The sequence below is a fragment of the Methylophaga lonarensis MPL genome (genome assembly GCF_000349205.1).
GTDB lineage: Bacteria > Pseudomonadota > Gammaproteobacteria > Nitrosococcales > Methylophagaceae > Methylophaga > Methylophaga lonarensis.
This window is the reverse complement of record NZ_APHR01000037.1, coordinates 1-22,786: the sequence shown is the minus strand read 5'-3', so window position 1 is coordinate 22,786 and position 22,786 is coordinate 1. Positions and strand designations below refer to the sequence as shown.

21 protein-coding genes, 2 tRNA genes and 1 pseudogene are annotated in these 22,786 nt (G+C 49.9%); 16 read left to right on the top strand and 8 right to left on the bottom strand.

The features are described from left to right. Positions 1 to 19: 19 nt before the first annotated feature. Positions 20 to 820: a spermine/spermidine synthase domain-containing protein gene (locus MPL1_RS07205; RefSeq protein WP_009726464.1), complete on the bottom strand. Its 801-nt coding sequence runs from the start codon at positions 818 to 820 to the stop codon at positions 20 to 22. Then, positions 820 to 1,737 carry a DUF3530 family protein gene (locus MPL1_RS07200; protein WP_040576971.1) on the bottom strand — a complete coding sequence of 306 codons (918 nt, stop codon included), beginning with the start codon at positions 1,735 to 1,737 and terminating at the stop codon, positions 820 to 822. Before MPL1_RS07200 ends, MPL1_RS07205 begins: the two co-directional genes overlap by 1 nt. 159 nt (positions 1,738 to 1,896) lie before the next feature. On the opposite strand from MPL1_RS07200, the gene rpe reads away from it, so the two are divergent. The 6 genes from rpe to trpC are packed head-to-tail and all read left to right on the top strand — an operon-like array spanning position 1,897 to position 6,697. Further along, positions 1,897 to 2,589 (top strand): ribulose-phosphate 3-epimerase, encoded by a 693-nt coding sequence (gene rpe, locus MPL1_RS07195; protein WP_009726462.1) that lies wholly within the window; start codon positions 1,897 to 1,899, stop codon positions 2,587 to 2,589. A 2-nt stretch (positions 2,590 to 2,591) separates the two neighbouring features. Further along, positions 2,592 to 2,723 (top strand): hypothetical protein, encoded by a 132-nt coding sequence (locus tag MPL1_RS14290; RefSeq protein WP_268743758.1) that lies wholly within the window; start codon positions 2,592 to 2,594, stop codon positions 2,721 to 2,723. Between the two features lie 49 nt (positions 2,724 to 2,772). After that, complete coding sequence (gene trpE / locus MPL1_RS07190; RefSeq protein ID WP_009726461.1) at positions 2,773 to 4,272, top strand: anthranilate synthase component I; 1,500 nt, start codon at positions 2,773 to 2,775, stop codon at positions 4,270 to 4,272. A 13-nt stretch (positions 4,273 to 4,285) separates the two neighbouring features. Beyond that, a complete protein-coding gene (locus MPL1_RS07185) occupies positions 4,286 to 4,873 on the top strand; it encodes an aminodeoxychorismate/anthranilate synthase component II (protein WP_009726460.1) in 588 nt (195 codons plus the stop codon). Beyond that, positions 4,866 to 5,903, top strand: coding sequence for an anthranilate phosphoribosyltransferase (trpD, locus tag MPL1_RS07180; protein ID WP_009726459.1), 1,038 nt, complete (start codon positions 4,866 to 4,868; stop codon positions 5,901 to 5,903). Before MPL1_RS07185 ends, trpD begins: the two co-directional genes overlap by 8 nt. Then, a complete protein-coding gene (gene trpC, locus MPL1_RS07175; protein WP_009726458.1) occupies positions 5,900 to 6,697 on the top strand; it encodes an indole-3-glycerol phosphate synthase TrpC in 798 nt (265 codons plus the stop codon). Before trpD ends, trpC begins: the two co-directional genes overlap by 4 nt. A gap of 149 nt (positions 6,698 to 6,846) precedes the next feature. On the opposite strand, the gene crp is transcribed toward trpC, so the two are convergent. Continuing rightward, entirely contained in the window at positions 6,847 to 7,512 is a 666-nt protein-coding gene (gene crp / locus MPL1_RS07170) for a cAMP-activated global transcriptional regulator CRP (protein WP_009726457.1), read from the bottom strand. Between the two features lie 100 nt (positions 7,513 to 7,612). Here crp and MPL1_RS07165 point away from each other — a divergent pair, with 100 nt between their 5' ends. Both MPL1_RS07165 and MPL1_RS07160 read left to right on the top strand, forming a co-directional pair. Beyond that, complete coding sequence (locus MPL1_RS07165; protein WP_009726456.1) at positions 7,613 to 8,032, top strand: OsmC family protein; 420 nt, start codon at positions 7,613 to 7,615, stop codon at positions 8,030 to 8,032. A gap of 32 nt (positions 8,033 to 8,064) precedes the next feature. Then, complete coding sequence (locus MPL1_RS07160) at positions 8,065 to 8,331, top strand: YcgL domain-containing protein (RefSeq protein WP_009726455.1); 267 nt, start codon at positions 8,065 to 8,067, stop codon at positions 8,329 to 8,331. A 127-nt stretch (positions 8,332 to 8,458) separates the two neighbouring features. On the opposite strand, the gene mutS is transcribed toward MPL1_RS07160, so the two are convergent. After that, a complete protein-coding gene (mutS, locus tag MPL1_RS07155; RefSeq protein ID WP_009726454.1) occupies positions 8,459 to 11,023 on the bottom strand; it encodes a DNA mismatch repair protein MutS in 2,565 nt (854 codons plus the stop codon). A 17-nt stretch (positions 11,024 to 11,040) separates the two neighbouring features. On the opposite strand from mutS, the gene MPL1_RS07150 reads away from it, so the two are divergent. The 8 genes from MPL1_RS07150 to MPL1_RS07115 all read left to right on the top strand — a co-directional run bounded on the left by MPL1_RS07150 (position 11,041) and on the right by MPL1_RS07115 (position 17,716). Continuing rightward, a complete protein-coding gene (locus tag MPL1_RS07150; RefSeq protein WP_009726453.1) occupies positions 11,041 to 11,553 on the top strand; it encodes a CinA family protein in 513 nt (170 codons plus the stop codon). A gap of 156 nt (positions 11,554 to 11,709) precedes the next feature. After that, positions 11,710 to 12,750 carry a recombinase RecA gene (gene recA, locus MPL1_RS07145; RefSeq protein WP_009726452.1) on the top strand — a complete coding sequence of 347 codons (1,041 nt, stop codon included), beginning with the start codon at positions 11,710 to 11,712 and terminating at the stop codon, positions 12,748 to 12,750. Continuing rightward, positions 12,747 to 13,205, top strand: coding sequence for a recombination regulator RecX (recX, locus tag MPL1_RS07140; RefSeq protein WP_009726451.1), 459 nt, complete (start codon positions 12,747 to 12,749; stop codon positions 13,203 to 13,205). The genes recA and recX overlap by 4 nt, the downstream gene beginning before the upstream one ends. Then, complete coding sequence (gene alaS, locus MPL1_RS07135) at positions 13,189 to 15,792, top strand: alanine--tRNA ligase (RefSeq protein WP_009726450.1); 2,604 nt, start codon at positions 13,189 to 13,191, stop codon at positions 15,790 to 15,792. The genes recX and alaS overlap by 17 nt, the downstream gene beginning before the upstream one ends. A gap of 4 nt (positions 15,793 to 15,796) precedes the next feature. After that, positions 15,797 to 17,014 (top strand): aspartate kinase, encoded by a 1,218-nt coding sequence (locus MPL1_RS07130; RefSeq protein ID WP_009726449.1) that lies wholly within the window; start codon positions 15,797 to 15,799, stop codon positions 17,012 to 17,014. Between the two features lie 233 nt (positions 17,015 to 17,247). Next, a complete protein-coding gene (gene csrA / locus MPL1_RS07125; protein WP_009726448.1) occupies positions 17,248 to 17,433 on the top strand; it encodes a carbon storage regulator CsrA in 186 nt (61 codons plus the stop codon). 56 nt (positions 17,434 to 17,489) lie between these two features. Next, a tRNA-Ser gene (locus MPL1_RS07120) sits at positions 17,490 to 17,579 on the top strand. A gap of 60 nt (positions 17,580 to 17,639) precedes the next feature. Continuing rightward, positions 17,640 to 17,716, top strand: a tRNA-Arg gene (locus MPL1_RS07115). A gap of 321 nt (positions 17,717 to 18,037) precedes the next feature. Here the strand turns inward: MPL1_RS07115 and MPL1_RS07110 are convergent. The 4 genes and pseudogenes from MPL1_RS07110 to MPL1_RS07095 all read right to left on the bottom strand — a co-directional run. Further along, positions 18,038 to 19,699 carry an ABC transporter ATP-binding protein gene (locus tag MPL1_RS07110; protein WP_009726447.1) on the bottom strand — a complete coding sequence of 554 codons (1,662 nt, stop codon included), beginning with the start codon at positions 19,697 to 19,699 and terminating at the stop codon, positions 18,038 to 18,040. A gap of 2 nt (positions 19,700 to 19,701) precedes the next feature. Continuing rightward, positions 19,702 to 20,877 carry an ABC transporter permease gene (locus tag MPL1_RS07105; protein ID WP_009726446.1) on the bottom strand — a complete coding sequence of 392 codons (1,176 nt, stop codon included), beginning with the start codon at positions 20,875 to 20,877 and terminating at the stop codon, positions 19,702 to 19,704. Continuing rightward, positions 20,870 to 22,252 (bottom strand): ABC transporter permease, encoded by a 1,383-nt coding sequence (locus MPL1_RS07100; protein ID WP_009726445.1) that lies wholly within the window; start codon positions 22,250 to 22,252, stop codon positions 20,870 to 20,872. The genes MPL1_RS07105 and MPL1_RS07100 overlap by 8 nt, the downstream gene beginning before the upstream one ends. A gap of 6 nt (positions 22,253 to 22,258) precedes the next feature. After that, positions 22,259 to 22,786, bottom strand: a pseudogene (locus MPL1_RS07095) (ABC transporter substrate-binding protein); the annotation flags it as partial.

Below are 22,786 nucleotides of genomic sequence, written 5' to 3'. Positions count from 1 at the left end.
ACAAAATTAGAGCACATTATCATCCAAACCAGCGGCTGATGAAGGTGGTGTTCTGGCGAAGCAGTATTTGCCATGATTTCATCAGATCGGTCTGGTATTGCATCTCCATCATCTCAATCTGCTGGCGTTGTTTCCTGAGAGTAGTCAAATCAAAAGCTTGATGGCGCGCAAAGGCAATGACATTGCCCTTGTCTTCTACCGGCAAAACCAATGAGTTGTCGTCAAAACTTCGGTTAATACGCTGCATGGTCAGATTAAAACCGGCTCGATCTGTTCCCCACAGGTTAGTGGCCATAATGCCGTATTTGCTGAGTATTCCGGCACAGGCATCAAAAAAAGGCTGCACGCCAACACTCGCGGCCATGCCTTCGTGATCAAAAGCATCCACCAGAATCAGGTCATAATTAGTTTCACCCAGATAATGTTGCTGACTGGCGTGGGCAAAACCATCAGCTTTTTTGATCGATAACCTCGGATCGTCAGGTACGGCAAAATATCGCTGCGCTACTTGAATCACATCCTCGCGATACTCAACCACCTCGATCTGACAATCAGGCAGATGATGCAGCAAAAACTTAACCAGAGAGCCGCCACCAAGACCGATTAACAATACTTTTCTGGGGGCCGCGCAAAACAACAGACAAGCCATCATGGCTCGGGTGTAACTTAACTCAAGTCGATAAGGCACCTTGAGTGACATGCTGCTTTGCCGTGGATGGGTTCCAAAGTGTAAGGAGCGAACATCACCGACATCAACCACTTCGATAATGCCTTCATCAGATATGGCCTGATGTACCAAAACACCATCGTATATACGCATCAACGCTCCGTTTCGTCGATGAACATACGGTACAGCCAGGCGCGCACTCGACCGGTGATAATCGAATCAGCCGCACGATAACTTCGGTCTGTTGCCGGAATTTCCTGTTGAGAGTAACTCTCTGACTGCTGTCTTTTCGCTTGGGCAAACCGTCGCTTTGCCGCACTGCGCACAGACTCAGTATCACGCTGAGCGACAATTTCCAGCACCGGTATTGTCAACTGATCAAAATTACTCTCAGCCAGTTCACCAACACTGAACATTACCAGCCCATCAATTGCCGGATTATCTGCCGCAGCATTAACAGCGTCAGTAGCGCTTTCGCCCAGTGCTATCAAAATCAAACGCTCAGCGCCAAGTGTTTCCAGATGATCCATGGCTGCGCTGATGCGTTGCTGGTTATCCACCTGGCTGGCGGGTTCAGGTGCTGGCGAATCGGTCTCGGCCTGCGGGAGTTCATCGGCATCTTCCGAAACCGTCTCGGTGATGACTTCGGTCTCAGCGTCTGCTTCTGAATCAGTTTCGGTAGTCTCAAAGTTGTCTGGCGCTAACTCATTCGGCTCAGCCTGTACTTGCTCTGTTTCGCTGCTTGCTTGATAAACCAGCTGTACCGTCATTGATGTCCAGCCATGTTCAGGCAATTGACGACGCAGCGTGGCAACCGGGCCAACACTGTCAATATGGCCATCAAGGCCATGCAGGATAAGCACCGCGCCGTGAAAACGCCCCAAACTTTCCTCTATCAGCGTAGCGGCGATTTGACGTTCTGCGACCGGTAAAGCCATTTGTCCGGGTATTCGGCCAGGCATTCTTTTGATAGCAACTGAGGCGCTGGCAGGCGCGGTCGATTCCGGTGCAGTTTCAGGCGGATCAAGGTCCTGCTCCTGAGAAAATCCTGACGGACTCAGCAACATCATGCACATCAGCATTCCGAGCCTCGATCTCAAAAGCAACCTCCGGGATTGGTATTCAGCCGTCAGTATAATCAGCCCGGACTCAATTCAAAAGCTGAAAAATGCACTTACATGGGGTAAAGTAGCGGGTTTTAATCTGTATCCAATTCGAGAGTAGAGACTATGGCTGAATTCAAAATTGCACCCTCAATCCTCTCCGCTGACTTTGCCCGTCTGGGAGAGGAAGTGGTCAACGTGCTGGCTTCTGGAGCTGATATCGTTCACTTTGATGTCATGGACAACCATTATGTGCCCAACCTGACTATCGGTCCGCTGGTGTGCGATGCCCTTCGTAAACACGGTGTCACTCATGAAATTGACGTGCATCTGATGGTCAAGCCAGTCGATAGAATTATTCCTGACTTCGCCAAGGCTGGCGCTACCTTCATCACCTTCCATCCTGAAGCTTCTGAACATATCGACCGCAGTCTGCAACTGGCCAAGGACGAAGGCTGTAAAACCGGTCTGGTATTCAATCCGGCGACACCGCTGTCACTGGCAGAGCACGTGCTGGACAAGGTTGATCGGATTCTGCTGATGTCGGTGAACCCTGGATTTGGTGGTCAGAAATTTATTCCCCACACCCTGGAAAAACTCCGCCAGGCACGCAAAATGATTGACGAAAGCGGCTATGACATCGATCTTGAAATTGATGGCGGCGTCAACGTCAACAACATTCGCGAAATCGCTGAAGCAGGTGCCCGCACTTTTGTGGCTGGTTCTGCGGTGTTCGGTGCAGGAAAAGACAGCGATCCTAATCGCTATGACAGCATCATTGCTGCACTTAGAGAAGAGCTTTCCAAAGCAAAAATCTAATCATGCCACTGCAAAAGTTACTGGTCTTATCGGTTTATCTCGATGGCACGCTGCCAGCCAGCGTGCCGGGCCGCAACTTTTGCAAGGATATGCTGGGGCTTGGCTCCAGACATCCATCAGGCGCAGCTAATTGACGTGACAGAGAGCTTGCTTAACTGGAAACACTACATTAGAGCCAACTGAATGAATCAGGCAGAATTTGACCAACTGGCCCAAGCAGGCTACAACCGCATCCCACTGTCACGTGAGGTGCTTGCTGATCTTGATACACCGCTCAGCACTTATCTGAAGCTTGCTGACGCGCCGTATTCCTATTTGTTTGAATCGGTACTGGGTGGGGAAAAATGGGGTCGTTATTCCATGATTGGCCTGCCCTGCTCGACTGTGGTTCGGATTCAGCAACAACAGGTCAATGTCTATCATCAAAACACACTGATAGAGTCACATCAGGTCGAAGATCCACTGAGCTGGATTGCCGATTTTCAGCAGCGTTACCAGGTGCCTGAGCTGACTAATCTGCCCAAATTCAATGGCGGTCTGGTGGGTTATTTCGGTTACGACACCGTGCGCTACGTCGAGCACAAACTCGAAAAGCCGCCGGCAGCAGATCCACTGGAATGTCCGGATATCCTGCTGATGGTCTCCGATGAACTGGTTGTCTTTGATAACCTGAGCGGCCGACTCTATTTGATAGTGCACGCCGATCCGAATATCGAAAACGCCTATCAAATGGCGCAATCAAGGCTGGATGCACTCACTCGAGAATTGCGCGAGCAAACAATTGGCGCCAGCGAAAACACCACACACAATGCAGTAAAAGAACAGGACTTTGTATCCGGCTTTACCCATGATGGTTTCATCAGTGCAGTCAACAAAGCCAAGCAGTACATTACTGACGGCGACATCATGCAGGTTGTGTTGTCACAACGACTATCCATCCCCTTCTCGGCGGCACCGATAGATCTGTACCGTGCACTTCGGACACTTAACCCATCCCCGTACATGTACTATCTGAATCTGGATGATTTTTTCATCGTGGGTTCATCGCCAGAAATTCTGGTGCGTATGGAAGATAGTGAAGTCACAGTCAGGCCGATCGCAGGTACTCGACCTCGCGGCAAAACAGCTGAAGAAGATCTGATGCTCGAACAGGATCTGCTGAGTGATCCCAAAGAACTTGCTGAACATCTGATGCTGATTGATCTCGGTCGCAATGACGTGGGGCGTGTCAGTCAAACCGGAACGGTGTTGTTGTCTGACAAGATGGTGATCGAACGCTACTCCCACGTAATGCACATTGTTTCTAATGTGACCGGCAAGGTATTACCGGAGATGACAGCACTGGATGCACTGCGTGCCACCTTCCCTGCTGGCACGGTAAGCGGTGCACCTAAAGTCCGGGCAATGGAAATTATCGACGAACTGGAACCAGTCAAACGCGGTGTTTATGCTGGCGCTGTGGGTTATCTATCCTGGTCTGGCAATATGGATACAGCGATTGCTATTCGTACAGCGGTTATCAAAGATAAAGTGCTGCATATTCAGGCGGGCGCAGGTATCGTCTACGACTCTGTGCCGGAAATGGAATGGCAGGAAACCATGAACAAGGCACGCGCTGTTTTTCAGGCTGTGTCCATGGCTGAAGCCGGACTTGAACCACCCAACACCAAGCAAAAACAATAAAAGCAGGTAAGCCATGCTGTTGATGATTGATAACTACGACTCTTTCACCTATAACCTGGTGCAATATTTTGCCGAGTTAGGGGCAGATGTAGTCGTGCATAGAAACGACGCTATTACGATTGCGGATATCGAAGCCATGAATCCGCAACAGATCGTCATATCGCCTGGCCCTTGCACACCCAATGAAGCCGGTATATCGCTGGAAGTTATCAAGCATTTCGCCGGAAAAAAACCCATTCTGGGCGTGTGCCTCGGACATCAGGCCATCGGCCAGGCATTTGGTGGTGAGATTGTGCACGCCAGGGAAATCATGCACGGAAAAACATCAGCTGTTGTGCATAAAAATTTCGGCGTATTCAAAAACCTCAACAATCCTTTGCAAGCGACTCGCTATCACTCACTGGTCATTCGTAAGGACACCCTGCCTGATTGCTTTGATATCACCGCCTGGACAGAGACGGAAGATGGTCAAATTGATGAGATTATGGGCGTTCGCCACAAAACACTCGCGATTGAGGGTGTACAGTTTCATCCCGAATCCATTCTCACTGAGCAAGGCCATGCCCTGCTGAAAAACTTTCTGGACGAATTTCATGACTGAATCCACCTCGATGCAAGAGGCTATCCGACTGGTCACTCAGCATCAAAATCTGACTGAATCACAAATGACCGGCGTGATGCAGCAAATCATGACCGGACAGGCGACCCCCGCTCAAATCGGCGGTTTTTTGATTGGCTTGTCGATGAAAGGCGAAACGGTTGACGAAATCGCTGCTGCAGCCAGCGTAATGCGAAACCTGGCAACGGCCGTGCATATCGAAGGCGATCACATCATTGACACCTGCGGTACAGGCGGTGATGGTGCAAGCAGTTTTAATGTCTCCACAGCCAGTGCTTTTGTGGTGGCCGCGGCAGGCGCCAAAGTTGCCAAACACGGCAACCGCTCTATCAGCAGCACCTCTGGAAGTGCCGATGTGCTTGAAGCCGCTGGCGTTAATCTTGATCTGACACCAGAGATGGTCAAACACTGCATCGACAGCGTTGGTGTCGGTTTCATGTTTGCTCAAAAACATCACGGTGCGATGAAACATGCGATAGGTCCACGCCGCGAGATGGGGGTCAGAACCATCTTCAATTTGCTCGGCCCTCTCACTAATCCGGCACGTGCAGCGCATCAGGTTATGGGGGTATTTGACAAAAAATGGTTGCGGCCCATGGCAGAAGTTTTGCAAAAGCTCGGCAGCAAACATGTGCTGATTGTGCATGCTGATGATGGCATGGATGAAATCAGCATTGGCGCTGCGACCAGTGTGGCAGAACTCAAGGATGACCAAATCCGCTGCTATACCATCCAACCTGAAGATTTCGGGATGCAACGCAGTGATATCAAGCAGCTCACTGTCACTAACGCTAACGAGAGCCTGAGTTTTATTCGCGATATCTTCTCCGGCAAAGCCGGCCCTGCACGAGATATCGTTTTGCTCAATGCCGGTGCGGCAATTTACACTGCCGACCTCGCAGCAAGCTTGGCCGAGGGTATTGAGCAAGCCGCAAAACTTATCGACAACGGGGCAGCCATGCAAAAACTTGATGCACTCGTTCAATGTAGCCAAAGCCAGACACAATCATGACTCAACAGGCCGATATACTTAAAAAAATCCTGCAAACCAAAGTTCAGGAAATCCAGCATCGCAGTAGCCGCATCCCCATACAGCAAGTTCAGGAGTTTGCTGAACAGGCGGAACCAACACGGGGATTTGTCGAGGCTATCGCCAGTAAGATAGCCGCTGGTGAGGCCGCAGTCATCGCCGAAATCAAAAAAGCATCACCAAGCAAAGGCGTGTTGAGAGCGCAATTTGATCCTGCTGCTATCGCCCAAAGTTATGCGGCCAATGGCGCAGCTTGCCTGTCGGTTCTGACTGATCGCGACTACTTTCAGGGACATGAAGAGTTTCTGCAACAAGCTCGGGATGCTTGCCAGTTACCGGTGATTCGCAAGGACTTTATTATCGATCCTTATCAAGTCTTCGAAGCTCGAGCGATTAATGCAGATTGTATCTTGCTGATCGCTTCGGCACTGGATGATGAGCAACTTGAGTCACTCAGTCAGCTTGCCATGCAACTTGATATGGACGTTTTGGTTGAAGTTCACGATGAGCAGGAATTAGAACGGGCCCTGATACTCAATATGCCGTTAATTGGCATCAATAATCGCAATCTGCATACTTTTGAGACTTCACTTGATACCACCTTGAATCTGCTGAGCAAAATTCCAGACAACAGCATTGTGGTAACCGAGAGTGGCATTCATTCTCAGGCAGATGTGAAGCTAATGCGAGATCATGATGTGCACGCCTTCCTGGTAGGCGAAGCATTTATGCGCGCTGAAGATCCAGGCGCCGAACTGCATAAATTATTTAGCTGATACCACGGCCTGACAATCTATATGCCAGTTGTGCTGGGGATTTGTTTGCTTGCAGGTGGAACAGGTGCAGGCGAATTCAGACTTTGATACCAAAAAAATGCCGGAGCATTTACATGTTCCGGCATTTTTTATGCGCTGTTACCTAAGGCCTAATTATCTTCCTTACGCGGATAAATCACTACGGTTTTGCCGTGCGCCCAGAGTACATCCGCTTCCTGCAATTCCTTCAGTACACGGCCCACCATCTCACGTGAACAACCGACAATTCGGCTGATTTCCTGGCGTGTCACCTTGATTTGTATACCATCTGGGTGACGCATTGCATCCGGTTGTTCCGCCAGTTCCCGCAACGCTGATTCAACTCGGCCTGCCACATCCAGAAATACCATATCTGTCGCTTTACGCGTTGTGCTCAGCAGTCTTCTTGCCATCTGTTCTGATAACAATTGCAATAGCGTTGGATAACAATCCTTGAGCTGGGTATCCGCCATCGCACGAATCTGCTGATAACTGATTTCCTCGGTGCGACAACTGCTTCTGGCCCTGACAATCACCTGTCTGTCACCAACATCCGTAAACAAACCGATCTCACCAAGAAAGTCGCCTTGATTCAAATAGGCGATGACCAATTCTTCACCTTCTTCGTTTTCAATGCAGATACTGACAGAGCCTTCACGCAGATAGTAAAGCGTCGATGCAGGGTCACCCGGACGGATGATAATGCTCTTGGCAGGATATGTGCGCGAGTGACACAGTTGAAAAAAGCTGGCAAGTCCCTGCTCAATCGCTTTATGTTTGTGGTAATCCACTTTCATTGCGGCCACTATATCCTTGGTTGTTCGACATCCAATTAATTCTGCCTAAACATGGCGAATATGGCAAAATTATTACGTATTTTTTATTCAGGGAGCCATCATGAAAGCGCGCATCAAATGGGTAGAGGATGTCATGTTCCTCGGCGAATCGGGAACCGGGCATACCGTCGTGATGGATGGGCCTGCAGAAGCAGGCGGTCATGGCACCGGAATGCGCCCCATGGAGTTGTTGTTGCTTGGTCTGGGTGGATGCACCTCTTATGACGTCATCGAAATCCTGAAAAAATCTCGTCAAGACGTACAGGATTGCGTGGTCGAAATTGACGCAGAGCGAAGCGAAGAAGCACCAAAAGTCTTCACCAAAATACACATCAAATACACGGTCACCGGTAAACAACTGAAAACAAACTTTGTTGAACGCGCTGTGAAAATGTCGACAGAAAAATACTGCTCGGCTTCGATCATGCTCGGGAAAACTGCTGAAATCAGCCACGAATTTGTAGTCATCGACAGCGAATAATCTTCCACTCAATCAAGATCACTGCATTGCCAATGAAGACATACATTTACAAAAGCCGGAAAAAAGAAGAGCTCTACCTCTACCTGCGAGACAAAGATGATTTCTCTGTACTACCTGAAGCTCTAGTCAAAGTAATGGGCCAATCACCTGACATGGTCATGACACTGGAACTCCACCCGGAAAAGAAACTTGCCAGAGAAGATGTCAGCGTCGTGATGCACAACCTGACAACCCAGGGCTTTCATATTCAAATGCCCCCCAGCAGTATTCATCAGACCAGCAGCAACCTCAAACACTGACCGCTCAACCACAAGCATATCGACAATGCTCTTTTTGGCGATGAAGGTCGAGCAAAATACCTGTGCAGCATCGATCATCGCGGCACTTTGGTGTCGTTGAACACAAAAACTCACGCCAGAATAACGGCTAGGACCGATCAACAGACCCTTGTGCCAGGGATTTGAGCTCAGCCAGTAAATTCAGTGCTTCCAGTGGAGTCAGCTCGTTAGGATTAATCTCCTTGAGCCGCTGTTCCAGTCGCAGCTCTGTTGAAACGCTGACAAACAAATCGGCTTGCGACGGCGAATTTTCCGTTCTTATTTGGGTGGATTCCAGCTCTCTTAGCTTCAACTTAGCGGCATCAATGACTGATTGTGGAACCCCTGCGAGACGAGCCACCTGAAGACCATAGCTCTGACTGGCCGCACCACTTTTCACCTGGTGCAGGAAGACTATCTTGTCACCGTATTCCACCGCATCCAGATGCAAGTTGTGAGCTTTTGGAAACAGGGTCGGCAATTGAGTCATTTCGTAATAATGCGTGGCAAACAGTGTGTAAGCCCCAATATCGCGAACCAAGCGCTCGGCACAACTCCAGGCCAGCGCCAAACCATCAAAAGTGCTGGTGCCCCGCCCGACTTCATCCATTAACACCAGACTGTTGGCTGTGGCATTGTTGAGGATATTGGCCGCTTCATTCATCTCCACCATAAAGGTCGAACGGCCGCCGGCAAGATCATCGGCAGCACCGATACGAGTGAAAATCTGGTCAATTGGCCCTATCACTGCACGCTCTGCAGGCACAAAGCTACCGATATGTGCCATCAGCACAATCAATGCAACCTGACGCATATACGTCGACTTTCCGCCCATATTGGGGCCGGTCAGTACAAACAAAGTCTGTTGCCCATCAAACCGTAAGTCATTGGCACAAAACGGCGTTGACTGCGACAACTCGACAACTGGATGTCGCCCTGCCTGAATATCCAGGACTGACTCGTCGGTCAGTTGCGGCATTACATAATCGAGTGAATGTGCCCTTTCCGCCAAAGCACTGAGTACATCAATCTCTGCCACAGCGGCCGCCGATTGAAACAAGGCAGGCAGATCAGGGGCCAGCAAATCAAATAACGCTTCGTAGAGTGCTTTTTCCAATGCCAGTGCCTTGTCACTGGCACTGAGAACCTGATCCTCAAAGCCTTTGAGCTCTGGCGTGATGTATCTTTCGGCATTTTTGAGTGTCTGCCGCCGCACATATTCATCTGGCAGACTGACATCATGAGATTTGCTCAATTCGATGTAGTAACCCTGTACCCGGTTGTAACCAACCTTGAGCGAATTCACGCCGGTTCTCTGCTTTTCCTTGAGTTCCAAAGCTTCCAGAAAGCCATTGGCATTGCGTTGTAAATCACGCAGCCGATCCAGCTCTGCGTTATAGCCCGGCGCCAATACTCCACCATCGCGAATCAGCATGGGCGGTTCATCAATGATGGCCTTATCAAGCAGTTGTCTGAGTTCATTGAACTCGCCCAGTGAACGCTTGAGCTGCTTTAGCCGACCACTGCCATGAATCGCAAGCAGCTGGTGTAACTGTGGTAACAAACCGAGTAACTTTCTGAGCTGCACAAAGTCTCTGGGGCGGGCACTGCGCAATGACATGCGCGACAGAATTCGCTCGATATCGCCGATATGTTTGAGTGTTTGATGCAGCTCATCGCTTTGCTGCGCATCCAGAAATGATTGAATCGCCTGTTGTCGTTCTCTGAGAATCGTATGCTGGGTCAACGGCCGTAGCAGCCAGCGACGTAATAGTCTTGAACCCATTGGCGTTGCTGTGCGATCAAGTACCGACAGTAAGGTGTTATCTCGCTGACCTCTGAGATTTTGCTCAATTTCCAGATTGCGTCGTGTTTGAGGATCCAGACCAATACTGTCAGAGACGCTTTCAACGCTCAGACCTCGAAGATGTGGCAAGGCATGGCGTTGGGTTTGCTGTGCATAATTGAGCAGACACCCCGCGGCACTGATCGCAGCAGCCATGGCGTCACAGCCAAAGCCTTTAAGATCCTGCGTGACAAAATGTTCACAGAGACGACGTCTGGAAGATTCATATTCAAAATGCCATTCTGGCAATGATCGTAGCTGGCAGGTCAGCGAAGGTTGATAACTTGATGACTCACTCAACAGCAGTTCAGCGGGTTGCAATCTGGCAAGCTCCGCATCAAGTGCTTCTTCGCTGTCAACCTCAAGTACCACAAAGCGTCCACTGCTGATTTCGGCAGCCGCAATGCCAAAGCTGTTTTTATCCGTATGCACCGAGACCAGCAGATTTTCACGCCGACTATCCAGCAGCGCTTCATCGGTCAAGGTACCCGGTGTCAGTATCCTGACAACCTGACGTTCGACAGGTCCTTTGCTTTTTGCCGGATCGCCAATCTGTTCACAAATGGCAACCGACACCCCCAGCTTGACCAGTTTTGCCAGATAATTTTCGGCGGCGTGATAAGGCACCCCCGCCATGGGAATCGGTTTACCATTGCTGTTGCCACGGGCTGTCAGGGTAATATCAAGCAACTCAGCTGCACGATGAGCGTCATCGAAAAAAAGCTCGTAAAAGTCACCCATTCGATAAAACAGCAGCTGATCGGGATGTTCACCTTTGATCTGCAGATATTGCTGCATCATCGGCGTATGATGTGAATTTTCAGACATGTCTATAAGTGTAGCCTATGGAACGTTATTCTGATGCTCATCTTCAGTCTCTGACGCAAGCCCTGGCAAACGCCATGACATCCGGCCAAAACATGTTGGTGACCGCCGAGTCATGCACTGGTGGTTGGCTGGCAAAATGCTGTACTGATCGGGCCGGAAGCTCGGCCTGGTTTCTCTATGGCATTGTCAGTTACAGCAATCACGCAAAGCAGCGCTTCCTCAACGTCAGCCCACGAACTTTATCAACATTTGGTGCAGTAAGTGAACAAACCGCTGCCGAGATGGCTGCTGGCGCCCTCGCTGAACCCGAAGCGACCATATCGGTTGCCATAACCGGAATCGCCGGCCCAACAGGCGGCAGCCCCGAGAAACCAGTAGGTATGGTGTGCTTTGCCTGGGCAGACCGAACAGGCACAGTAACCACCGCAACACATCATTTTGCCGGGAACCGGGATGAGGTTCGTCGTGCTGCCGTTGCAACAGCGATCGAAGGCCTGCTGAAAACTGGAAACATGACCACGGGCCATTAACACGACAACTCTCCGCTCTGAGCGGTGTTCAAGCGCGATATACCAGCGATAACGTCACAACATTGAGGGCTATGAAAGATTAACAGACCCTAGAGACCGAGACTATTCTGTGGGATAATCGAACACTTTCCGAACATCAACTCAGGGGTTGTCTAGATGGATGAAAACAAGAAAAAAGCACTGGGCGCAGCGCTTGGTCAAATAGAAAAACAATTTGGCAAGGGTGCGGTCATGCGACTTGGCGATGGAACTGCCGCCCGTGACATTGATGCCGTCTCTACCGGCTCTATTGGTCTCGATATCGCACTGGGTATCGGCGGCTTGCCGCGAGGCCGGGTTATCGAAATTTACGGCCCTGAGTCCTCTGGTAAAACCACACTCACCTTGCATGCCATTGCAGAAATGCAAAAACTCGGCGGTACCGCTGCCTTTGTTGATGCTGAACATGCCCTCGACCCCCTGTATGCTGAAAAACTGGGCGTGAATATTGACGATCTGCTGGTGTCACAACCGGACACCGGTGAACAAGCCCTGGAAATTACAGACATGCTGGTACGTTCAGGTGCCGTCGACATCGTGGTGGTGGATTCAGTAGCCGCACTGACCCCTAAAGCTGAGATCGAAGGTGACATGGGCGACAGTCACATGGGTCTGCAAGCGCGCCTGATGTCACAAGCACTTCGTAAACTCACCGCCAATATCAAACGCTCCAACACACTGGTGATTTTCATCAACCAGATTCGTATGAAAATTGGTGTGATGTTTGGTAATCCCGAAACCACAACAGGTGGTAATGCGCTGAAGTTTTATGCATCCGTTCGGCTGGATATCCGTCGTATTGGGGCTATCAAGAAAGGCGACGAGATCCTGGGCAACGAAACACGCGTCAAGATCGTCAAGAACAAAGTGGCTCCGCCATTCAAACAAGTCGAGTTTGACATACTCTACGGCGAAGGCATTTCCCGTGAAGGCGAACTAATCGACCTCGGCGTTCAGGAAAACATCGTCGAAAAAGCAGGTGCCTGGTATAGCTATAACGGCAACCGTATTGGTCAGGGCAAAGATAATGTCCGGGCATTTCTTAAGGAAAACAACGAAGTTGCCGCTGAAATCGAAGCTAAACTGCGTGAAGTTCTGTTGCCAAAAAACATCAAAGCCAACAACTCGGCGGATATGGATGACGAAGTCGAAGTGTGAAGCAACGCTCTGCTGAGACTATCGCCATCGGACTGCTGGCACGGCGTGAGCACAGTGCCAGTGAACTTCGGCAAAAACTCGGGCAACATGATCTTGACCCGACAGAGATAGAAAATTGCCTGCAAAAACTCTGCGAGCAGGGGTTACAAAGCGACCAGCGTTTTGCACAAAACTACCTTCGTTATCGAAGCCAGAAAGGCATGGGGCCGCAGCGCATCGAACATGAGCTGCGCCAAAAAGGCATCAATGCCGAGCTTATTCAGACGGTGATGCGGGACTCAGAAATAGATTGGTTTGCGCTTGCAGATACAGTACGATGCAAGCGCTTTGGAGAGCAAGGGCCGCGGGATTTCACGGAACGTGCAAAACAGCAACGTTTCATGCAATACCGGGGCTTTTCTCATGAACACATTACAGAAAGTTTTGACTTAGGCTCACATGAAAACCAGCGCTGACATTCGTAAATTGTTCCTCGATTTTTTCGAGCAGAAAGGCCATGAAGTGGTCTCCAGCAGCCCCTTGATTCCGGCCAACGATCCGACATTGCTGTTTACCAATGCCGGCATGGTGCAATTCAAGGATGTGTTTCTCGGACTGGAACATCGAAAATACACCCGAGCGGTAACCACACAACGCTGTGTGCGTGCTGGTGGTAAACACAATGATCTGGAAAACGTTGGTTACACCGCGCGTCATCACACCTTTTTCGAAATGTTGGGTAACTTCAGCTTCGGTGATTACTTCAAACGCGAAGCCATCCAATACGCCTGGCAATTTCTCACGGAAACATTGCAATTGCCCGCCGACAAACTGTGGGTCACTGTATTCGAAGAAGATGACGAAGCCGCTGATATCTGGCTTAAGGAAATCGGCATCGACCCTGCCCGTTTCTCACGTATCGGAGCCAAAGATAACTTCTGGTCGATGGGCGACACCGGTCCCTGCGGCCCATGCTCGGAAATTTTTTACGATCATGGCCCAAGTATTCCTGGTGGCCCCCCAGGTACGCCAGAGGAAGATGGTGACCGCTACATCGAGATCTGGAATCTGGTGTTCATGCAGTTTGATCGCGCCGCCGACGGCACGTTGACACCGCTGCCCAAGCCATCCGTTGATACCGGTATGGGGCTTGAACGCCTGGCCGCAGTTTTGCAGGATGTACATAACAATTACGAGATCGATCTGTTTAAGCATCTGATCGCTTCAATTCAGAAGCTCTCCGGTGTCGAAGACAGCAGCCACACATCATTGCGCGTGATTGCCGACCATATTCGCTCCTGCGCTTTTATGATCACCGACGGTGTACAACCCTCAAACGAAGGTCGTGGCTATGTGCTGCGCAGAATCATTCGCCGGGCCATCCGCCACGGACACAAACTTGGACTGAAACAAGCCTTTTTCCACAAGCTGGTAGCCCCATTGACTGAAGTGATGGGTGAGGCATTTCCCGAACTGGCGCAAGCACAAGCACAGGTCGAACGCAGCTTGTTGATGGAAGAAAACCGTTTTGCCGACACCTTGGATAATGGTCTGAAGATTCTGGAGCACGCGATTGAAGAAATGGCGGACAAGGAAATACCGGGTGAAACCGTGTTCCTGCTCTACGATACCTATGGTTTTCCAATTGACCTGACCGCTGATATAGCCCGTGAACGCGGATTGACCATTGATATCGCTGGCTTTGAGCGGCACATGGAAGATCAGCGCAATCGTGCCCGCAGTGCCAGCCAGTTTGGTGGCGGATTATCGGATAACCTGGTTATCGAGGGTGAAACTTTATTCTGCGGCTATGACCATGTACGTGATGAAGCGACCATCACTGCCATTCTTGTCAACGGCGAGAATGTTTCGAGTCTAAATGCTGGCGAACAAGGCATTATCGTTCTCGACCACACACCGTTTTATGCCGAATCGGGCGGTCAAGTCGGTGACCAGGGTGAAATTAACACCGCGGGCGCTCATTTTGTTGTTACAGACACCCGTAAGCAAGGCAAAGCATTTACTCATATCGGTGAATGCAAGCATGGCAGCTTTGAGCTCGGCCAAAAAGTCATTGCCCATGTCAACGAAAGTAATCGGCTGGCCACTGCACTTAACCACTCGGCGACACACTTGTTGCATGCGGCATTAAGGCAACTGCTGGGTGAACATGTCACGCAAAAAGGCTCACTGGTCGATGCACAACGTTTACGTTTCGATTTCTCTCACTTCGAGCCGGTCTCCCCTGCCCAACTAAGAGAAATTGAACGCCTGGTGAATCAGCAGATCCGTATCAATCACACGATTGAAACACGGTTGATGGCCATCGAAAAAGCCCGTGAAAGTGGTGCAATGGCCCTGTTCGGTGAGAAATATGAGGATGAAGTGCGCGTACTGAGTATGGGGGACTTCTCAATCGAACTGTGTGGCGGCACACATGCCGGCAGAACCGGTGATATTGGCCTGTTCAAGATTATCAGTGAAACAGGTATCGCCTCAGGCGTTCGTCGTATTGAGGCTGTCACCGGCGATGCGGCGCTCGACTATATTGAAGATTCTGAAAATCGGCTGCGCAAAATTTCAGATTTGGTCAAAGCCAAAGCGGACAATGTCGAGGACAAAACTGCGCAACTGGTTCAACGTAGCAGACAGCTTGAAAAAGAACTTGAAGCACTCAAGGCCAAACTGGCCAGTAGCGCGGGTCAGGATATCGCTTCTCAGGCGACCGATATCAACGGTATCAAAGTACTTGCTGCCCAACTGGAAGCAGGTGATGCCAAAGCTTTACGTGACGCTGTGGATCAACTCAAAAATAAACTGGGTTCGGCAGCCATCGTGCTTTCAGTCATCGAAGACGAAAAAATTACTTTTATTGCTGGTGTAAGCAAAGATATTACCGATAAAATTCGCGCCGGCGATCTGGTCGCCCATGTCGCCAAACAAGTCGGTGGCAAAGGTGGCGGTCGTCCAGATATGGCGCAAGGTGGCGGCACTGAATTGCAACATCTTGAAAATGCACTCGCCTCAGTCAATGACTGGGTGAAATCACAATTGGATAAATGACAGCATGGCATTAATCGTTCAAAAATACGGTGGCACATCGGTCGGCACTGTTGATCGCATCCGTGAAGTCGCCAAAAAAGTCATTCAGTATCGCAATGACGGCCATGACGTAGTGGTAGTCGTCTCGGCAATGAGCGGCGAAACCAACCGTTTACTTGGGCTGGCAAACGAACTGCATGATCATCCGCGTGGCCGTGAAGTGGATGTTTTATTGTCAACGGGCGAGCAAGTCACCATTGCCTTGCTAAGCCTTGCTTTAGAACAAATGGGCATGCCAGCAACCTCCTATACCGGACCACAAGTTCGTATCCTCACTGACAATGCGCACAACAAGGCACGCATCATGCAAATTGATGACGAGAAAATTCGTGCCGATTTGTCTGCAGCCAAAGTTGTCGTTGTTGCGGGCTTCCAGGGCTGTGATGAACTGGGCAACATCACCACGCTGGGTCGAGGTGGCTCAGACACAACCGCTGTAGCACTAGCAGCCGCACTGAAAGCTGACGAATGTCAGATATATACCGATGTGGATGGTGTTTACACCACGGATCCCCGCGTTGTGCCCGAGGCTCGCCGGCTGGATCGCATCACATTCGAAGAAATGCTGGAAATGGCCAGTCTCGGTGCCAAAGTTTTGCAAATTCGCTCAGTCGAATTTGCCAGTAAATATAACGTACCGTTACGCGTACTCTCCTCTTTCACAGAGGGTGGTGGAACGCTGATAACGTCTGAGGAAGCATCAATGGAACAAGCACTGATTTCAGGTATTGCGTTCAACCGCGACGAAGCAAAACTCACCATAGAAGGTGTGCCGGATCAGCCCGGCGTGGCAGCAAAAATTTTGGGGCCTATCGCTGCACAAAACATCGAAGTCGACATGATCATTCAAAATATCGGTCATGACTCAACGACTGATTTCACTTTCACCGTCCATCGCAACGACTTTCAGACGGCAATGAATATCCTGCAAAAAATTTGTCAGGAATTGTCAGCTCGTCAGGTGACCGGCGATGAGAAAATCGCCAAGATTTCGGTGGTGGGTGTTGGCATGCGTTCACATGCCGGAATTGCCAGCACAATGTTCAGTGCGCTGGCGGCTGAGAATATCAACATCAGCATGATCTCGACTTCTGAAATTAAAATTTCGGTCGTTGTTGACGAAAAATACCTTGAACTTGGCGTCAGAGCTTTGCACAAAGCTTTTAATCTGGAACAGGCCTGAAAATAAGTTACTGAAACAAATCAGGTTCTCCCCTATCGCTTCCTTGTGTATGACTGATATAATATGTTGTACACAATGGGATAGATTGCAAAAGTTTGCTGTCTGAGATGCAAGAGAGGCACAAGAGACCTCTCCTAATGATGAAAAAACGGACCTGGCACGAGGCCAAACATGAATGGAGTCAATTTTCTCCGCTGTTGCTTCGCGTCATTTTTGAGAGTAAGGGGAAAATTATGTTAATACTGACACGCAGAGTAGGAGAATCACTCATCATCGGCGACGATATCGTGGTCAATGTTCTTGGAGTGAAAGGAAATCAAGTCAGAATTGGCGTCGATGCACCTAAAGACGTCACCGTTCATCGTGAAGAAATTTACGATCGTATCCAAGCAGAAAAAGATCAGCCAAACATCGGTTGAATTCTCAATTATAGCTAGCCAAATATCAGATACCTGATATAATGGGCGGCTTTGATGGAGAGCTGGCCGAGAGGCTGAAGGCGCGCCCCTGCTAAGGGCGTATAGGTTAACCCCTATCGAGGGTTCGAATCCCTCGCTCTCCGCCATTTTTGTTCGCTTTACAGCTTGCGGATGAATGGTTAAAAAAGTATAATTCCACGCTTAATGCGCATGTAGCTCAGCTGGATAGAGTACCTGGCTACGAACCAGGCGGTCGGAGGTTCGAATCCTTCCATGCGCGCCATTTAATGGTGAAACAATCAAGCAGTTATCGATACATCGATAGCTGCTTTTTTGTTTGTGTCTAAATTAAACAACTGTTGGAAAATTTATAAAAAATTATCCTCTTGGGGAAATTTTTCGAATTCAGGTTGTCATAGTATTACCGACGGAACCGCACCCCCGTTGGCACATTTCTCTCTAATGTCTGTTGACACTAGGATGGTCAAATTTTTTGACCATCCTTTTTTTTATTCAGATTTTCTATCGATAGCCGGACAGTACAAGCCGGATTCAAGTGGCTGAGGGCGAGTGACAGACAGATATTACTGATGAAAGCTTTTGATTAAACCGCTGTGCTGCCCCAACGCAGTTGTAGCGAATCGTCCAGACGTGGCACAGCGGCGAGCAGATCGCGGGTATAGTCATTCTCTGGAGATTTGAGCACTGACTCCGTCACACCGGTTTCAACAAGTTTTCCCGAATGCATAACGGCCATTCTGTCTGCCAGATATTCAACCACGCCCATATTGTGCGTGATAAACAACATGCCCAGACCTTCTTCATCGACCAATCGTCTGAGTAGTCGCAAAATGCCTGCCTGAACCGAAACATCCAGCGCCGAGGTGATTTCATCACAGAGAATAAACTTTGGTTCAAGTACCAAAGCTCTGGCGATGGCCAGTCGTTGTCGCTGACCACCGGAAAACTCATGAGGGTATCGCCACAGGCTATCTGTCGGCATTTCTACCCTGTCCAACAATGCAGCCGCACGTTGAGTTCGCTCTTCATCATCACGCCCCACACCATGCACACGCATCGGTTCTACCAGCGTGGTGAAAATTGGAAGACGTGGATTAAGGCTGGAACCGGGATCCTGAAAGACCACCTGCATTTGTCTGCGCAGACTGCGCAACGACTTCGCCGCCAGGTGAGTAATATCCTGTCCTTGCAAAAAGATAGAGCCTGCCGTTACATCTTGTAACCTTAACAAGGCTCTTCCCAGCGTGGTCTTACCACATCCTGATTCACCAACCAGCGCCACAACTTCACCACTGTTTACCTTTAAGGACACTTGATCTACGGCCTTGAAGTTATCCACTACCCTGCGCATCAAACCTCGGCGCACCGGGAAATAGACCGATAAATCACGGACTTCCAGTAAAGTATCATGTTGAACACTGGGTCGACTGGGTTTTGGCAATCGCTCTGGCAATGCGGCAATCAGACTTTGGGTATATTCGTGTTTTGGCTGTGTTAACACTTCAGCCGCTGGGCCGGACTCGACAAGTTTGCCTTTACGCATTACACCCACGGTATCAGCGATTTGGGCGACCACTCCAAAGTCATGCGTGATAAACAACATGCCCATGCCATGTTTCTGCTGAAGCTCTCGCATCAGTTTGAGAATTTCGGCCTGTACCGTCACATCCAGTGCTGTGGTCGGTTCATCTGCTATCAATAAATCCGGCTCACAAATCAATGCCATGGCGATCATCACGCGCTGCCGCTGTCCACCAGACAGTCGATGTGGATATTCATTCACACGGCTTTCCGCTTGCGGAATGCGAACCTCTTTGAGTGCATTGATGACGCGTTGTTTTCTTTCCGTGACATCAAGTTCTGGTTGGTGAAGCTGAAGCACTTCTTCCAGTTGCTCACCAATAGTCAGCACAGGATTTAACGAAGTCATTGGTTCCTGAAAGATCATGCCGATGCGCCCACCGCGCACTTTGCGTAGCAGACTTTCTTCAGCCAACAGCAATTCTTCTGAACCGCCCTGTTGATCAAACAGGCGGATACGGCCTTCTGGATGTCGATATCTGCCATAGGGTAATAGACCCATGACAGACAAGGCGGTGACTGACTTACCACTGCCGGATTCGCCAACAAGACAACAGGTCTGCCCTGCCTCAACCGTTAAGCTGATGCCATCAACAGCGCGCATCCATGAGTCGCCTTCGCCCAGTTCGGTGACTAATTGATCGATTTGCAGCAGACAACTCACTATCAGTGCCCCTTGCGAGTGTGGGGATCAACAGCATCACGCAGTGATTCGCCCAATAAATTGTAGGCAAAGACTGTCATGAAAATGGCCCCACCTGGAAATACTGCCAGCCACCAGTTAAAGGTCGATGACTGCACTGCCTGATTTAGCATTTGCCCCCATGAAGGGTCATCAACCAACCCTAAGCCAAGGAAACTCAGTGTTGCTTCCGCCAGAATCGCTGAAGCAACACCAAAACTAGCCGCGACCAGCAACGGCGCAAGGCCATTGGGCAGCATGTGTCTGAACAAAATTGATCGAAGCGGCAGACCGCAGGCGACTGCTGATTGGACGAAGTCCTGCTGCCGAAGCTTGAGGAACTCTGCACGGACATAGCGCGCATATCCCGACCATGAAGTTATGCCGATAATGATCATCATCATATAAATAGAGCGGCCAAAAAATGCCACAAACGACAACAATAAGAACAAGGTTGGGATGGCCTCAAATATCTCCACCAATCGCATACCGATAATATCGATAATGCCGGAAAAATAGCCCATCAGCCCGCCGATAATAGTGCCGATGACCAGAGCGATACCCGTGGCGATAAAGCCGATGCCGAGGGCAATTCTGGATGCGTGAATCATGCGTGCTGCCACGTCAGCACCATTTTCTTCAGTACCCAGAAAATGCAGGCGCTGTGAAGCAGCAAGCGGCGCCTCGATGCCAGTGTCACCAAAATCTCTCAGATAATCCTTGGCCGAGTATGGAATCGGCGCCCTTAGCACGAACTCGACTTGCCCGGCAGCTTCCATTTCACGGTACTGTTCATATATCACCAAGACCGGTGGCGCAGCGATGGAATAGGCCAATATTGCCGAAACCGCTAAACCTCCCAGCCAAATTAACAATCGTTTCCAGATAGCCAGTTTGAGGAAAAATACAACAATAGCCAGAAAAAAACCCGCCAGCCAGACCCAGTCCAGCGGATCGAGGTGTCTGAGCAATGGGCTGCTAGTCTGCCCGTCAACGACCATATAAATCGGATGACTGCTGGCAATAAATGGAGAAAACGTTGCCACAATCACCAGCAGCAAAATCCACACTAAACCGATTCTGGCACCGGTTCTCTTCAATAAGGTACCGAGCACTTGTGCCGACCAGGGCCTGGAACGCTGTATTGCCATGTCAGTCATAACTCACCCTCGGATCAGCAATTGCATAGGCAATATCAGCCAGAAGATAGCCTGCCAGTGTCAGCAAACCTGAAATTAGCGTCACCGAAAGCACCAGCTCCCTGTCGCGTGTTTGCACAGCCTCGACCGCTAGTTTGCCCATGCCATCAATACTGAAAATACTCTCAACAATCACCGAACCTGCCAACAAGCTGGGCAGTAATGTTGCGGAAACGGTAATCAGTGGCAACAAGGAGTTTCTGAACACATGTCGCCAAAGCACTGTTTCCTCATCGACGCCTTTAGCTCTGGCAGTTCTTGCATAGTCAGCCGCAAGATTTTCCAGCAGCGAGGATCGGGTCAGTTTGGCCAGAAAAGCCAGGCCACCATATGAGAGAGCAATCACTGGGAGAATGAGATGCCAGATGCGATCAAACAGATAGCCACCGTGTAAGAATTCGACACCGAATAATTTAGCAAGGCCTAAACCAAGCCCGACGCCCAAACCACCGGCAAAAACAATTCTCAGAGGGTGACTGCCCAGTCCTGCAAGCAGTCTGACCAAAAGCGCCGCAGCAATCATTAGAATGAGATGGCTGATGCCAAAGCCAGCACCAACCAAATCAAATGCCATCAGATAACCAAGCACAGCCCCAATGGCCGTGCCACCCCATAGTCGCATTGCCAGCGGTGCTTTTGCGGCGGCCCAGATAAGCAGTGAAGTGACAAGACCAAGACAGAAAAACACTAACAACAGATCTGCTGGGCCTGACATCAACGGTAAAAATGTCTGATCAATCGCTTCCCTCCTTACCAGTCCTGCGGTGGGAAACCACTGCCAATACTGCTCAGAGGCGAAAAAACCGATAAACAACACCCCTGCCAACATGGTCGGCACAGACCATAGCCCTAGCAAGAATACGTTGGAGGTGACATCGAAGCGTCCACCTCTGGATCGTGCTGCCTGAACGCCAATCGCGATGGAAATTGCATAAATCAGCGGAATGGATAGCACATTGAGTAACAAGGTGATGGGTAAACGTTCAGCCAAAAGCGCTGTCACCGGTCGGCCGTAACGAAAACTCACACCAAAATCGACGCCCTTTGTCAGTGAAAACTCTCCCAGCGAGCCGTCAATCTCTCTCTCCCAGCCGATCGGTGAAATATTGTTCAACCACCTCAGATATTGAATCGGTGCTGGTTGATCCAGGCCATAGAGTCGGTTGTAGTAGTCTTCAAGTGCCTGTCTTGTTTCCGGCTCGAGATCGGTACCATCAACCAGAGATTGAGCACTGATTCCGCCCGGCGCTGCCGCCATCACAATAAATACGACCAGGGTGATGCCGAACAGCGTCGGCACCATCAGCAACATGCGTCGCAACAGATAGTTCAGCATTTGCGGTTACCGTCTGCGTTGTTTCGAGGCCGGCACGTATATTTCAACCGGCACCATCATCAAGTTCAAACCCAATGCAGTTTCGTTAAGATTGGCGATACGGCTATCGACAAATGCCAATGTGTTCCTGCGAAACAGGAAGGTGTATGGCTGATCTTCGACCAGAATTCGTTCCGCAGCGTGCCAAAGTTTCATCCGTTTGGTTTCATCGACTTCTGCACGGGCCTTGTCAATCAACTCATCCAGCTGAGGGTTTCGATAATTGATAAAGTTATCCCCACCCTCCATCGTCTGAGTGGAATGGAACATCTGGAAAATATCTATCTCGATACCCGAGGTCCAGCCCAGTGTGATGGCATCAAAATCCTTTTGCTGGATATTCTCAATCATCACTGACCATTCTGTAGGTCGTGGTCTCATCAGAATACCTGCTCTGGCGTAGAGATCTCTCAGGAACAAAACCATACGTCGGGTATCTTCATTGTCCTGAAAGAAAGTCATTTCAAATTCGAAATTATTTCCCTGACAGCGTCC

What these genes read in the sequence shown, in the direction of transcription:
- MPL1_RS07205 (WP_009726464.1), bottom strand. Translation starts at nt 820, where the DNA reads ATGCGTATATACGATGGTGTTTTGGTACATCAGGCCATATCTGATGAA.
- MPL1_RS07200 (WP_040576971.1), bottom strand. Translation starts at nt 1,737, where the DNA reads ATGATGTTGCTGAGTCCGTCAGGATTTTCTCAGGAGCAGGACCTTGAT.
- rpe (WP_009726462.1), top strand. Translation starts at nt 1,897, where the DNA reads ATGGCTGAATTCAAAATTGCACCCTCAATCCTCTCCGCTGACTTTGCC.
- MPL1_RS14290 (WP_268743758.1), top strand. Translation starts at nt 2,592, where the DNA reads ATGCCACTGCAAAAGTTACTGGTCTTATCGGTTTATCTCGATGGCACG.
- trpE (WP_009726461.1), top strand. Translation starts at nt 2,773, where the DNA reads ATGAATCAGGCAGAATTTGACCAACTGGCCCAAGCAGGCTACAACCGC.
- MPL1_RS07185 (WP_009726460.1), top strand. Translation starts at nt 4,286, where the DNA reads ATGCTGTTGATGATTGATAACTACGACTCTTTCACCTATAACCTGGTG.
- trpD (WP_009726459.1), top strand. Translation starts at nt 4,866, where the DNA reads ATGACTGAATCCACCTCGATGCAAGAGGCTATCCGACTGGTCACTCAG.
- trpC (WP_009726458.1), top strand. Translation starts at nt 5,900, where the DNA reads ATGACTCAACAGGCCGATATACTTAAAAAAATCCTGCAAACCAAAGTT.
- crp (WP_009726457.1), bottom strand. Translation starts at nt 7,512, where the DNA reads ATGAAAGTGGATTACCACAAACATAAAGCGATTGAGCAGGGACTTGCC.
- MPL1_RS07165 (WP_009726456.1), top strand. Translation starts at nt 7,613, where the DNA reads ATGAAAGCGCGCATCAAATGGGTAGAGGATGTCATGTTCCTCGGCGAA.
- MPL1_RS07160 (WP_009726455.1), top strand. Translation starts at nt 8,065, where the DNA reads ATGAAGACATACATTTACAAAAGCCGGAAAAAAGAAGAGCTCTACCTC.
- mutS (WP_009726454.1), bottom strand. Translation starts at nt 11,023, where the DNA reads ATGTCTGAAAATTCACATCATACGCCGATGATGCAGCAATATCTGCAG.
- MPL1_RS07150 (WP_009726453.1), top strand. Translation starts at nt 11,041, where the DNA reads ATGGAACGTTATTCTGATGCTCATCTTCAGTCTCTGACGCAAGCCCTG.
- recA (WP_009726452.1), top strand. Translation starts at nt 11,710, where the DNA reads ATGGATGAAAACAAGAAAAAAGCACTGGGCGCAGCGCTTGGTCAAATA.
- alaS (WP_009726450.1), top strand. Translation starts at nt 13,189, where the DNA reads ATGAAAACCAGCGCTGACATTCGTAAATTGTTCCTCGATTTTTTCGAG.
- MPL1_RS07130 (WP_009726449.1), top strand. Translation starts at nt 15,797, where the DNA reads ATGGCATTAATCGTTCAAAAATACGGTGGCACATCGGTCGGCACTGTT.
- csrA (WP_009726448.1), top strand. Translation starts at nt 17,248, where the DNA reads ATGTTAATACTGACACGCAGAGTAGGAGAATCACTCATCATCGGCGAC.
- MPL1_RS07105 (WP_009726446.1), bottom strand. Translation starts at nt 20,877, where the DNA reads ATGACTGACATGGCAATACAGCGTTCCAGGCCCTGGTCGGCACAAGTG.
- MPL1_RS07100 (WP_009726445.1), bottom strand. Translation starts at nt 22,252, where the DNA reads ATGCTGAACTATCTGTTGCGACGCATGTTGCTGATGGTGCCGACGCTG.